This is a genomic window from Sinorhizobium sp. NG07B, assembly GCF_002532005.1.
Classification (GTDB): domain Bacteria; phylum Pseudomonadota; class Alphaproteobacteria; order Rhizobiales; family Rhizobiaceae; genus Sinorhizobium; species Sinorhizobium fredii_C.
This window is the reverse complement of sequence record NZ_NWTD01000004.1, coordinates 295,038-307,232: the sequence shown is the minus strand read 5'-3', so window position 1 is coordinate 307,232 and position 12,195 is coordinate 295,038. Positions and strand designations below refer to the sequence as shown.

The following is a 12,195-nucleotide window of genomic DNA, read 5'->3' as shown; positions in this document are numbered from 1 at the left end:
CCGTTTCGCGAGTCGGCCCGAATCCCTTGCGGCGTTTTCTTCAGAATTCGATTCCGGTTCTTCGGACGCCTCGTGAGAGAGCTCGGAAGGCGAATGCGGACAAGCTCGCAAATCTTTGGAGCAGCCTGCCTTTTTGGCTCTCAAATGGTTCTTCGGCCGATAGTTTCAAAAGCCAACGCGATTGTGAAGGCATCCGCGCCGGGAGGACACGAGCGGCTGTGGACGAGCGCGAAGTTAATCGATTTAAAGATTTTTCAATCGTTTAAATAGTTTAAGGCCCTGATTTACAAAGTATTTGCCATATGAAATGGTCCGCCTGACCCAACCGTCTTGCACAGGAGGACCGGATGCAGACACTCGCGAAGAAGCCGCTCGTAGCGCCGCAATCCAGGATTCCGCAATCGCTGCTCGATCGTTTCGAAAGCGAATGGCGCGAAATGCGTGTGGCCAGCGAAACTGCTCAGAAGCCCGTTCCGCCTGCAGAATAGCGCTCGCGCTCGGCGATCATTCGCCTCGATATAGCAGTCCCCACCCCATCACAGCATCGTCTCGCGCCCGCCCCAACGGCGGGCGCGGGTTTTTGTCAATTGGCGATTTCGTGCTACTCTTTTCGGATGCTAACCGAAGAGATCGAAAAGCTGGCGCTCAGCCTCCCCGGGACGCAGGAAAACGCCCATTTCGGCACGCGCGACTTCCGCGTGGGCAAGCGCATATTCATGACCCTGCCGGAAGCGGGGCGTGCCGTCTTCAAGCTGACCCCCGATCAACAGCGCATGCTGCTCGAAATGGAACCCGGCGTCTGTGCCGCCGTGCCCGGCGGATGGGGCGCCCGCGGCTGGACGTCGCTCTATTTCGTCGAGGCCGACGAGGAGCTCATTCGCCAATCGCTGGAGACCGCCTGGAGAAATGCCGCCCCGAAGAGCCTTGTCCGGAGAAACGGCGGCCACTGACGACAACTACTCGGCCGGTTCCAGTCCGACTTCCAGGGGCCAAGTAACCAGATAGTCTTCGTAATCTTCGATGTCGATGCCGTCCTCGGCGATGGTGCGCCCGCGCACCGAGATGCCGGCCGCGTGGACCGTTTCCGGATCGCCCGAGACGAGCGGGTGCCACCAGTACAAATCCCTTCCCTCGGCAACCAGCCGATAGCCGCAGGTCGGCGGCAGCCAGCTGATCTCCCGCACCGCCTTCGGCGTCAGTTGGACACAGTCGGGAACCGTCGCCTGCCGATTGTCGTAGTCCTTGCAGCGGCAGTTCTCGCCATCGAGCAGCGTGCAGCGGATCGAGGTCCAGGCGATCTCGCCCGTGTCCCAATCCTCCAGCTTGTTGAGACAACAGAGTCCGCAGCCGTCGCAGAGGCTTTCCCATTCGGCGTTGGTCATCTCGTCCAGGGTTTTCGTTGTCCAGAAAGGCATTTCGCCCATTGCGTGACACTTTCGTCACTTCCACGCCAACATCGGAAGTTTGCAGAAAATTGCCGGTTTTTTAAGGCCGACGGCGCGATATGCAAGTAGATTGGAACGTCGCGCCGTGCAAATATCATAAGGTGGCAGAAAGCTTCGGGATAGGAAAACCGTGCAGGACCCGCTAAAAGACGAAAACCGGCCGAAGAAGCGACACATCTTTCTGCGGATCGATTCCTGGATCGATTCCACCGTGTGGAATGCCGGGTTTCGCCTGGCGGAGTGGTGGGAGGACACCACCATCTTCTTTCGCCGCTTTCGTATGCGCGGCTGGAAAAGAGCGGTTTTCGAAGTCCTCGGCGAAGGGATGACCTGGGGCACGGCCGGCTCCGTGCTGATGCTTGCGCTGGCGCTCCCGGCCTTCGAGGAGACCAAGGGCAACTGGCGGGCGCAAAGCGATTTCGCCGTGACCTTTCTCGACCGCTATGGCAACGAAATCGGCCATCGCGGCATCATCCATGAGGATTCGGTTCCGATCGACGAGCTGCCGGATCACCTGATCAAGGCGGTCCTGGCGACGGAGGACCGTCGTTTCTTCGACCACTGGGGGATCGACTTCCTCGGCCTCTCGCGGGCCATGACGGAGAACGCCCGCGCCGGCGGCGTGGTCCAGGGCGGCTCGACGCTGACGCAGCAGCTTGCCAAGAACCTGTTCCTCACCAACGAGCGGACGATCGAGCGCAAGATCAAGGAAGCATTCCTCGCCGTCTGGCTCGAGTCCAATCTGTCGAAGAAGGAAATCCTCCGCCTCTACCTCGACCGCGCCTATATGGGCGGCGGCACCTTCGGCGCTGCGGCGGCGGCTCAGTTCTATTTCGGCAAGTCGATCACCGACATCGATCTCGCCGAGTCCGCCATGCTGGCCGGGCTGTTCAAGGCGCCGGCGCGATACGCGCCGCATGTCAACCTGCCGGCGGCACGCGCCCGCGCCAACGAGGTGCTGTCCAACCTCGTCCAGGGCGGGCTGATGACGGAGGGCCAGGTGCTCGCCGCCCGCCTCAATCCGGCGACCGTCATCGATCGCGCCCAGGTCAAGGCACCGGACTTCTTCCTCGACTGGGCCTTCGAGGAGGTCCAGCGCATCGCCGCCCCCTTCGCACAGCATTCGCTGATCGTCAGGACGACGATCGACATGGGGCTGCAGCAGGCGGCCGAAGATTCGGTCGAATCGAGCCTCCGGCAATATGGCGAGAGCTACAAGGTGAAGCAGGGCGCCCTGGTCATGATCGAAAACGGCGGTGCGTTGCGCGCCATGGTCGGCGGCCGCGACTACGGCGAGAGCCAGTTCAATCGCGCCACCCGGGCGCTTCGCCAGCCCGGCTCGTCCTTCAAGGTCTATACCTATGCGGCAGCGATGGAGAAGGGCATGACGCCCGAGACGGTGGTCGTCGACGCGCCGATCACCTGGCGCGGCTGGTCGCCGCAGAACTACGCCCGAAAATATGCGGGCCGGGTCACGCTGATGAATGCGCTGGCGAGATCGATCAATACCGTTCCGGTGCGCCTCGCCAAGGACAAGCTCGGCACGGAGATCATCGCCCAAACAGCCAAGAGAATGGGCGTCGAAACGCCGATCCGCACAGACAAGACCATGCCGCTTGGGACGTCGGAGGTGACCGTGCTCGACCAGGCAACCGCCTATGCCGTGTTTCCCGCCGGCGGATTGGAATCCCGCCGCCACGGCATCAGCCAGATTCTGAATTACGACGGCGATATCCTCTACGACTTCGGCCGCGACGCGCCGCCGGCTCGACGGGTCCTGAGCGAGCAGGCCACCTTGTCGATGAACAGAATACTCACCCAGATCCCGGTCATCGGCACCGGCCGAAGGGCCGCGTTGAGCAACGGGCTCGTGACAGGCGGCAAGACGGGAACGACGCAAGCCTATCGCGATGCCTGGTTCGTAGGCTTCACCGGCGATTACACGACGGCGGTCTGGTTCGGCAATGACGACTACACCTCCACCGAGGAAATGACCGGCGGCTCCCTGCCGGCGATGACCTTCAAGCGGCTGATGGATTACGCCGAACAGGGCATCGAACATCGCGCAATCCCGGGCATCGATGCTCCGCCGGCCGAAACGCCGAAGGAGCCGGAGGCCGCCGCTGAGCCGGATGAGAACGCCTTGCCGCCGCTTGTCCGGCCGCGCTCCCTGTCTGCCGACGTGACCCGGCTCTTGAAGTCGATCGGCAATACGTTCGAGCAGGCGCCACCGCTTAAGCCCAAGGAAAAAGACGGCGGCCGGGTTGCAGCGCTCGAGGGGCCTGAGGGAACGCCAGCCACGCCTCGGGTGACAAATGCCGCGAAGAATTGACTTCGCCACGACAAGTCCGTTTTCTGACGGCCTGCAGCGCCGCACAATCGACTCACTGCCGGCAGGATAAACAAGACATCATTCGATAGAGCCCCCCTTGTTCCGCGTTCCCCTCCTCGTCGCCCTTGCACTGCTCGTCGCCTTCGGCGGCGGCATTACCTCAGCCATATGGGCGCTGAAGGCGACCGTCGGCTTCGGATCGATCGCAATCGGCCCTTGGGTGGCCTTCCCCGAGGCGCAGACCGTCGCGGCCGACCCTTATGCAAAGGCGCACCGCGCCCGGGTCGGGGAACTGCTCTATGGCGGTGCGGAAGGCTTGAAGTTCACGGCTGCCACCGACGATAGCGGTGCGCGCCTATCGGCCGCGTGCTCCTATGACATTTCCGGGATCACACCGCCCGCCCGGTTCTGGACGCTCCACACGGCGAACACCGACGGTGCGACGCTGCGACCGGGCTCCGATCTACCTTCGGCGATCAATTCGTGGACGGTGCGGCGCGCCAAGGACAGCAGTTTCGTCATTCACGTCTCGCCGGTCGCCCAGCCGGACAATTGGCTCGCCATCCGCCACACGGGAAATTTTCAGCTCGTGCTGACGTTGCTCGATACACCGACGGCCGGCTCCTCCGGACTGATCGACCTCGCAATGCCGAAGATCGTCAAGACGGGGTGCGGAAATGCGTAGGGCCCTGTTCGCGTTTCTCGTCGGGCTGGTCGGTGCCGCGCTCCTGCATATCGTCCTCGTCCTCGCCCTGCCGCGGTTCACCGGCCGCGACGCCTATACGCGCGTCCTCGGTCTTCTCGAGATGGACAGTTTCTTTCCGCTCACCGCCGAGCCGGGCCCGACCGGACTGGACAATAGCGACCCGTTTCTGCGCACCGCCGTCTGCAGCTTCTCGATCGCGGACGCGCCGGCGCGTTTCATTGCGCGCGGTGCCGTGCCGTTCTGGTCGCTGTCGATCTTCGACAGCGGCTCGAACGAAGTCTTCAGCATGAACGACCAGACCGCCGTCAATGGGGATCTCGATCTCGTCGTCGCCACACCGATCCAGCTGGTGGAGCTTCGCAAGACGCCCCCGGAGGCGCTCGCCCAGTCGATCATGATCGAGATGAAGGATGAGGAGGGCTACGCGGTCCTGCGCGCCCTGGCGCCGCTCGACAGTTTCGAGGAGCAGGTCCGCGAATTCCTCACCGATTCGAGTTGCGCGCCGTTCCGACGCCAGTGACGAGTGTATAGGGGGAATTAGAGAGGCGAACGAGCCACGCAGCGATGTCAGCGGACCCGCGGCATCAGAGCCGATCACGCCGGACCGGCTACTGCTTCTTGACCTGCCGTCCTGTCGGAGCGCTTGGCTGCGGGCCGCGCCCGTCGAGCCGCTCGTAACGGATGCCCGTGAAGAACAGCACTTTGGCACTGCCCGCGGTGACGGGACGCCTCCGCGGCATCTTTACCTTGCGGTCCTGCAATCTGATTACGTCTGCCATGCTCGTCTCCATACTTGCATGAGACGGATGAACACAGATTTCACCCTGCCCGATGGCGGGCTGGCGCATTCCCGACATCCCCGGGCAGACGCGCCGTTCTCAACTCACTCCTTCTTCCGGTCACCCGGATCTCGTCCGTTTCAATGCAAATCAGATGCGAACCAATAATAGCCCGCCTCCTCGGATTGAGCCATAGCCCGGTTAACCATATCTTAATCCAGACCACGTCGCCTTAACCAAGTGCAATTGCCATTTCTGGTGGTATTTTAGTTCGCGCCGAAATGCCTTCAGCGTCTCGCGAAGAGGCCGACCAGGAAGGCTACTCCCGCAACGGTCAGCAGCGTCGAGATCGGATCGTCGCGGACACGCTCCCTGAGCCGTTCCGTCATCAGTTCCGCTTCCCCCTGCACGACCGCCTTGGCACCGCTGCCGATGGCCGAAACCGTTTCCGTCAGGCGCACGATCTCCGCTCTCAACTCAGCGACCTGGGCCTGCAATTCCAGCTGTGTGTCGGCCGCGGTCTTTTCCGTTTCCATATCGGCGCCCACCGCTGCCAGCTTCTTTTCCGCCATTGTCTCCGCTCCTTACCTTTCGCGCGAAATCAACGCGTCGAATAGGGATTGGTTCCCGCAAAGCGCCGCCAAATGCGGACAAGAAAAAAGCGAGCGGATGGTCGCCGCCCGCCTTCGCCACCATGATCGGAGCGGAACGTGCGGCTCCGTCAGTCGTTCTCACAGGCGAAATCGTTGAACACGCACTTCGGAACCGTTCTGACTTCGCCATCCCGGCGCAGTTCGCGGAGCTGACGCGCCCGCTCTTCCTTGCGAGCTCCTTGGTAGTTTTCGGCGGAACCGTTTTCCCGTCGCTCTTCGTCGCGGCCACGGTCCCGCCACTCGCGACGCTCGCGTTCCCGCTCGCGCTGCCACTGTTGGCGCTCTCTCGCCTCCTGCCGATCTCTCGCCTGCTCACGCTCCCAGGTCCGTTGGCGCTCCCATTCGCGCCTTTCCGCCTGCTGCCGGCGCTGCCGATCCCGGCGCTCCTCTTCGCGCCGCCACTGCCAGTCGCCTTCTTCGACCCAGTCGGGCCCGCGGCGCCAGCGATCCCGGTCGCGATAGAAATCGCGTCCTCGATAGTTGCGATCCCAGTAGCGATCGAATTCGAAGACGACCGTTGGGATCCCGAGCGGCCGATAGTATTCCGGCTCCACATAGACCCGATTGCTGCGATAGAGCGCCTGGACGTATAGGCCGGCCACCCATCCGCGGCCGCCATAGAAGGAAACGTCGCACCAGGGGCGATCGGCCAGACAGCCATGGATTTCCACGGATTCGCCCGAGGGAATAACGGTGACGGCGGGATAGCGGGTACTCGGACCCGATCGCATGTTGACATTGGCGGTGGCAAAGCCTTCTGCGGCCTCGGCTAGGACCGGCATGAGCGAAAGCGCACAGAGTGCCGCCGCCCCCAAGAACGTACTCTTCACAGATACTACTCCCATAAGGAGGCCATATGGCCTTCTGCTTCAGCGGGCGAAAACCGCCCTTCACCGTCCAGGCAAGGAAATAGGCCTGCATGTGGAGTTTTTATGGCTGAGCTCGACGCTTCGGCGGTGGCCGCCCCCGGCGGCCGCCCGACACGCGGATGCCGCAAGCCTGAATAAAGCCTCAAGGTCCATAGTTAATTCTACGCTAACGATTTCGATCTATTTTTTGAGACGTGTGCCGTTCCGAGCCATCGGCAATGGTGTCATGCTTTTGCATCTGGGATTTGTCGTGACGAACCGGTTTCGTGAGTTGGAAAGGCCGCAGACGGGCCGGCTGAAGGACGTCGTGCTGATGGCGACCGTCACCGGCTTCGAAAGCCTTCGCATCCCGCGCAAGTCCGACCTGAAGCAGTTTGCCGAACTCTTCGAACCGCTCTTCCTCGGTTCCAGCAACGAAGCGCGCCGGCAGGCGGCAGCGGCGTTGTCGCAGTGCCCGCACGTGCCCGAATCGGTCGCACTGCTCATCGGCAGCATGCCGATCTCGATCGCCGCGATCTTTCTCACCCGCTCGAAAGCGATCCCCGACCGGACGCTGATCTCGATCATCCGCCAGCAGGGCCCAGCCCATGCGAACGCGATCGCGCACCGGGAGGATATCTCGCCGTCGATCGTCGACGCGCTGGTCGAACACCATCAGTTCAGCGCCGCCGCACCCCGCGCCGCCGATATGCCTCCAGCCGCAACGGCTGCGCCGCCTGCAGCTGCAGGAGAGGATCGCCTTTCCTCCGACCGCGTAACCCGCGAAGAAGAGCTGCGCGACGAAATCCGGGCGCTGGCGCGCGCCGGATCCAGGTCTCTCCAAGAAGTAGGCCGTCTTCAGCCCATCGACGAGCTGCATCAGGCGCTGCTCATGCGGTTTGCCCGCAGCGGCGAGGCAGTCCTTTTCGCGACGGCGCTTGCCGCCACCCTTTCCGCGAGCCGCGCGCTCGCCGAGAGAATCCTGCTGGATGTTTCCGGTCAACAGCTTGCCGTCACGCTCATGGCGCTCGACTTCCCGGACGGGGAACTGCCCCCCCTGCTTCTGGCGCTCTATCCACATCTCTCCGAAAGGCTCGGCTCATGCAACCGTGCGGAGGCTCTGATCAGGAGCATCGACCGGAAGGCCGGCCTCGAACGGGTCGAATCTTGGCTGCGCGCCGACCGCGATGGAGCTGCCAAGCCGGCGCGCCACGAAAGCCACCTCGCCGAGAATCGCGCCGCCGATCCGCGTCGGCAGGAGAGCCGGACGGCGTCCGCCCCGCCGGCCGCGGCACAGCCGAAGCGCACCGTCGGGCGAAAATAGGGCACCGCCTAATCTTCGCGGGCTCAGCGGCCGGCCTCGACAACCTGTAAAAGATCGCCAACGTCGTCGAGTTCGATCTCGACGATCCAGCAATCTGGGTCGAAGCGGACTTCAGACGACAGCGCGCCGTCGATATTTTCCCCATCCATGTCCCGCAGGCGGACTTCGAACTTGCGGAGATCATCGCCTTCGTCTTCGAAAAAGCTCTGCGGCGCCGGCGCATAGAGCGTTTCGGTGCCGAGGCGGGTGCGGTGGCGGATGAAAATCGCGCCGGCCTCTTCCGCTCCCTTGCGTAGCACCGCCGCATAGCCGCCGCTCGCGAACACGCGGCGCAGGAGCGACGTGACGAAGATATGGGTTTTCACGCGCATTTGCGGCAGATACACGCGTGATGGTGTATATGCAATGACCTTCCGCGGCGCCGCTTTTCGGTCCGCAGTTCAGAGCGCGCCGATTTCCTTGAGCTTCTCAAGAACCTTGCCGTTCGGTTCGCCGGTCTGCGGGAGCCGGTAGTGCTTCTCGAAATGGCGGATCGCCGCCCGCGTCTGATCGCCGGCGACGCCGTCGACGACGATATCGGCGTAAGCGAGATTGCTCAGCCCCTTCTGGATATTCATGACCAGTTCGTTCGATACCGGTATTTCGGCGGGCGGCATAAGCGTCGCGTCCCCTTCCGCGGTGCGGATCGCAGCGGCGACGGGATCGACTTCGGCGGCAGTCGATTTGGAATCGGCGTAGGGGCGGTTGCCAGGCGCTGCAACGGCCACTTCGGAACGCTGGGTTGCCAGGAGCGCCTGAAGGAGATCGGGGCTCGCCACACCCGATTCCGCGCGCCCGGCTCCTTTTTCGAAGCGAAGGATGGCCGATACGGTCTTTGGACCGCTGCGGCCGTCCGGCGTGCCGTCGTAAAGGCCGAGCCGGGCAAGTTCCTTCTGGACATCGGCGACAAGGGCCGACGGCAAGGCGTTGTCCGGTTCCAGCACGGATTCCGCCGGCCGCGGCAAGCGTTGCGTGGAGGAATCGTCTTGCGCGGCGACCGCGTCGTCGTCGGCCTTTACCGGAGCCGCTTCACCTTCGCGCTCGATGACGAAGGTCGTTACCTTGCGCGCCTCGACGGGCTCGCCGTTGGCGGCCGCCAAACGCTCGGCAACCTCGGACCCGACCAGCGGAACTCGGGTGCGCAACAGCGGCGAAGGATGGCTGCCGTGCTGATACCACATGGCGTTCGCCGCCACGAAGCTGAATACAACGGCGAAGGTCGCCAACCCGCCGGCTCCCACCGGATGGTGCGCGATCACTCGCCCGGCAAGGACGGCACAGCGTCCGACGCCCAGGCCCGCCAGCGCCAGTCCGCGCAACGCGATGCCCTGCCGCGGCCGTCCGCCACGTTTCCGCTCAGGCTGTTTTCGCTTGCGCGGCGCCATGTCGCCTTTCCTTGACTGTTCCTTCGGAAGCCTCTGCCTGCAATCGCAACTCGCTCGCCTTTTCGTCGCGCAGTTTCAGTCGCGGCGGAAACTCCACAGTCCCGCCTATGCTCACCTGCTGACGCTCGCAAATTCCGGTACCGTCCCGCGGTATGGTGACCACGACCACTGTCCCCTCGCCTTCCGAACTGCGGATCGAAATCCTGCCGCCATGCAATTCGACGAGCCCCCTGACCAGCGACAGGCCGAGACCGGTGCCCTCGTAGCGGCGGGTATAGTCATTCTGAATCTGGACGAAAGGTTGGCCGAGCATGTCCAGCTTATCTTCAGCAATACCGATGCCGGTATCGCTGACAGTCAGCTTCAGCATCACGCCTTCGACCTCCGCATCGACGGTGACGAGCCCGCCCTTCTCCGTGAACTTCACGGCGTTGCCGACGAGATTGATGAGGATCTGCTGGACGGCGCGCTGATCCGCGTTGATTTCGCCCACCGACCGCATCACGCGGCTTGTCAGCCTCACACCCTTTTCGCGCGCCTGATGCGACAGCATCGCTTCACAGGCGTCAATCGCGTCGGCGACCCGGAAAGGCTCCGGCACCAGTTCGTAGCGGCCGGCCTCGATCTTGCTCACGTCGAGCATGGTATTGACGACGGAAAGCAGATGCGTGCCGGACCGGTGAATCAGGGAAACATATTCGCGCTGACGGTCGTTCTCCAGCCTGCCGAAATATTCCCCGGAAAGAACGTCCGAAAAGCCGAGAATGGCATTGAGCGGGGTGCGCAATTCATGACTGACGGCCGCAAGGAAACGCGTCTTGGCATCGTTGGCCGATTCGGCATGCGCCGCCTTGGCGGCAACTTCCGCCCGCAGGCGGGCCTCGTTCGAAACGTCTCGGGATTGCGCGATGATCGCCATCAGATGCCCTTCGGCATCGCGAAGGGGCGTCAACTCGCAGCGCATATGCACGAATTGCGCTCCATCGGCAGGGGCCGACGGACGCTCGAGGCGGATATCGACCGCCGAGCATTCGCCGTCCTGGCGCAGAGCATCGACCGCCTTCAGGAAGCTGATGCGGTCGGATACGTGGATCTGCTCGATGAAGCCGCGTCCGTGCGGATCGCGCATCGACTTCAAATAGTCGGCGGCATCGCGGCCGTGAACGGACAGCACCTGCCCACGCGGATCGTGAACGGTGACGAGACCGGCAAAGAGATCGTAGGCGGCAGCGAGATCGGGCAGGTCGGTCACGCCGGGCGGCTGCACCGCCGGCACTAGGCGGCGCGCTGCGAGACATGCGGCGGCGGCCAGCAAAGAGGCCGACGCCCAGAGCGCCGTCCCCGCCGGCAGGGCCACGGAAATGGGCAGGACCGTCGACAGGGCGAGCGGCACGATCGGCAGCACCGCCAGCGAAACGGCAGCCACGGCGCGCAGTCGTTTGAAATCATGGCGTCCTGCAACGGGCCCATCCGGACGGCGCGGCAACCATGCTGCGGCGGCTTCATCCACACGGGATGCCCATTTGCCAGCCATGTTACGCAATACACTCACGCCTTGCCCTGCCACCATTATTGTTTTTGCGAGGCGGGCGCAGCCCTCCTGCCGGCGTAAACCGAGCCACCTCGTAGTGGTTCGAATCTCGCATTCCCGACTTAATGAAAGAATAAGCGCGGTCCCTCCGCGGGCTGGCGAAACGGGCGAAAATTCCCATTTCGAAGCAAATCCGGCGGGCTTCGTCTCTTGTGGTTAACGGGGCGTAAGCAACGGATTTTTGTGGATTTTCTGCTTTCCATTAACGATTTGGGCAGCGCCCGCCGGCGGCGGTGTCGAGCCGCTCGGGCGTGGCGGCGGCAGGGCTGCCACGATCCTTAACGCCGATCGTTAAAATGCCGGATAGTCGCCCTCCGGCAATGCCACAATCGGCCAGTTCGCTAAGATTTGAAGCAAATCCCCGCATTTCTGGAAAAGCAGTCTTGTGATTCCCGCTCTAGCGTTGCTCACGTCAAATGCCCCGAGGCGCAACAATTCGGCCACTGGGCAAAGCGTAACTAAAGGCGTAGGCAGTAGAGGGCCGAAGATCCATCCGGCGAAAACCGGGGCGGCGGCCTGACAGAGGATGGCAGACCATGTGGTTTCTCGTAAAGGCGGCGTTCTGGTTCTCGCTCGTGCTCGTGCTGCTGCCCTTCCTTGATCCGTCGAGCGGCGCCAAGCTGGAAAACGGACCGAAGGTGGAGATCGGCGACACCTTCTCCGCCGCCAATGAGGCCTTCCAGTACATCAGTGCGATCTGCATCCAGAAGCCGGACGTCTGCACGAAAGGTGCCGAAACCTTTGTCGCTCTCGGCCATCGCGCCCGTGAGGGTGCGCGCATCGCCTATGAATTCCTCGACAGCCAGTTCGCGGAGGCCGAGGCGCCCGACGCCAAGGTCATGACCGGCACTGTGGCGCCTGCCGAAAGCCTCTTGGCCGTGGAGCCGGCGAACGAAGCCATGCCGGTTTTCAAGCGCACGCCCGTCCCGGAAAAGCGCCTCGACCCCAAGGCGACGTCCGCCAAGTAAAGTCGGTCCCAAGGAACGAAATCGTCCCGGAAGCCATAGGGCTGTTCTCTTTGCAGCCCGTCCCCTATATGAATGGGTGTACGGGACCCCGCCCTTGGGCACGGGACGGAAGCAGAGCGCAGGCG

Annotated in this window: 14 protein-coding genes; 7 read left to right on the top strand and 7 right to left on the bottom strand. The window is 63.1% G+C overall.

Translation table 11 applies throughout. The annotated features are described in order from the left end of the window. The first annotated feature begins 347 nt into the window (after window positions 1-347). Together CO664_RS30710 and CO664_RS16180 are read left to right on the top strand one after the other, a co-directional pair. Window positions 348-488, top strand: coding sequence for a hypothetical protein (locus tag CO664_RS30710; RefSeq protein WP_162843174.1), 141 nt, complete (start codon window positions 348-350; stop codon window positions 486-488). Between the two features lie 126 nt (window positions 489-614). Continuing rightward, window positions 615-950, top strand: coding sequence for an MmcQ/YjbR family DNA-binding protein (locus CO664_RS16180; protein ID WP_037413576.1), 336 nt, complete (start codon window positions 615-617; stop codon window positions 948-950). A 6-nt stretch (window positions 951-956) separates the two neighbouring features. Here the strand turns inward: CO664_RS16180 and CO664_RS16175 are convergent, their stop codons facing one another. Beyond that, complete coding sequence (locus tag CO664_RS16175; RefSeq protein WP_037413573.1) at window positions 957-1,424, bottom strand: YcgN family cysteine cluster protein; 468 nt, start codon at window positions 1,422-1,424, stop codon at window positions 957-959. 151 nt (window positions 1,425-1,575) lie between these two features. On the opposite strand from CO664_RS16175, the gene CO664_RS16170 reads away from it, so the two are divergent. The 3 genes from CO664_RS16170 (at window position 1,576) to CO664_RS16160 (ending at window position 5,003) form a co-directional block, all read left to right on the top strand. Beyond that, entirely contained in the window at window positions 1,576-3,777 is a 2,202-nt protein-coding gene (locus CO664_RS16170) for a transglycosylase domain-containing protein (RefSeq protein WP_097526239.1), read from the top strand. 97 nt (window positions 3,778-3,874) lie between these two features. Continuing rightward, window positions 3,875-4,462 carry a DUF1214 domain-containing protein gene (locus tag CO664_RS16165; RefSeq protein ID WP_097539335.1) on the top strand — a complete coding sequence of 196 codons (588 nt, stop codon included), beginning with the start codon at window positions 3,875-3,877 and terminating at the stop codon, window positions 4,460-4,462. Next, window positions 4,455-5,003: a DUF1254 domain-containing protein gene (locus tag CO664_RS16160; RefSeq protein WP_097526240.1), complete on the top strand. Its 549-nt coding sequence runs from the start codon at window positions 4,455-4,457 to the stop codon at window positions 5,001-5,003. Before CO664_RS16165 ends, CO664_RS16160 begins: the two co-directional genes overlap by 8 nt. A gap of 88 nt (window positions 5,004-5,091) precedes the next feature. On the opposite strand, the gene CO664_RS16155 is transcribed toward CO664_RS16160, so the two are convergent. The 3 genes from CO664_RS16155 to CO664_RS16145 form a co-directional block, all read right to left on the bottom strand. After that, the gene (locus tag CO664_RS16155) at window positions 5,092-5,262 is read right to left on the bottom strand and encodes a hypothetical protein (RefSeq protein WP_172900164.1); all 171 of its coding nucleotides are present in this window, start codon (window positions 5,260-5,262) and stop codon (window positions 5,092-5,094) included. A gap of 287 nt (window positions 5,263-5,549) precedes the next feature. Beyond that, on the bottom strand, window positions 5,550-5,834 hold the full coding sequence (locus CO664_RS16150) for a hypothetical protein (RefSeq protein ID WP_097539334.1): 285 nt from the start codon (window positions 5,832-5,834) through the stop codon (window positions 5,550-5,552). A gap of 149 nt (window positions 5,835-5,983) precedes the next feature. After that, window positions 5,984-6,745 carry an SH3 domain-containing protein gene (locus tag CO664_RS16145; protein WP_097539333.1) on the bottom strand — a complete coding sequence of 254 codons (762 nt, stop codon included), beginning with the start codon at window positions 6,743-6,745 and terminating at the stop codon, window positions 5,984-5,986. Window positions 6,746-7,010: 265 nt separating this feature from the next. Here CO664_RS16145 and CO664_RS16140 point away from each other — a divergent pair, with 265 nt between their 5' ends. Then, window positions 7,011-8,087, top strand: a complete 1,077-nt coding sequence (locus CO664_RS16140) for a DUF2336 domain-containing protein (protein ID WP_176536607.1) — start codon at window positions 7,011-7,013, stop codon at window positions 8,085-8,087. 23 nt (window positions 8,088-8,110) lie between these two features. Here CO664_RS16140 and CO664_RS16135 read toward each other — a convergent pair whose 3' ends face one another. From CO664_RS16135 to CO664_RS16125, 3 genes are all read right to left on the bottom strand, one after another. Further along, window positions 8,111-8,458 carry a DUF1491 family protein gene (locus CO664_RS16135; protein ID WP_097539487.1) on the bottom strand — a complete coding sequence of 116 codons (348 nt, stop codon included), beginning with the start codon at window positions 8,456-8,458 and terminating at the stop codon, window positions 8,111-8,113. 69 nt (window positions 8,459-8,527) lie between these two features. Beyond that, on the bottom strand, window positions 8,528-9,511 hold the full coding sequence (locus CO664_RS16130; RefSeq protein WP_097539332.1) for a peptidoglycan-binding domain-containing protein: 984 nt from the start codon (window positions 9,509-9,511) through the stop codon (window positions 8,528-8,530). Continuing rightward, entirely contained in the window at window positions 9,483-11,045 is a 1,563-nt protein-coding gene (locus tag CO664_RS16125) for a HAMP domain-containing sensor histidine kinase (protein WP_097539331.1), read from the bottom strand. The genes CO664_RS16130 and CO664_RS16125 overlap by 29 nt, the downstream gene beginning before the upstream one ends. A gap of 593 nt (window positions 11,046-11,638) precedes the next feature. Here CO664_RS16125 and CO664_RS16120 point away from each other — a divergent pair. Continuing rightward, window positions 11,639-12,070, top strand: a complete 432-nt coding sequence (locus tag CO664_RS16120; protein ID WP_097526242.1) for a DUF5330 domain-containing protein — start codon at window positions 11,639-11,641, stop codon at window positions 12,068-12,070. The last annotated feature ends 125 nt before the right edge of the window (window positions 12,071-12,195 follow it).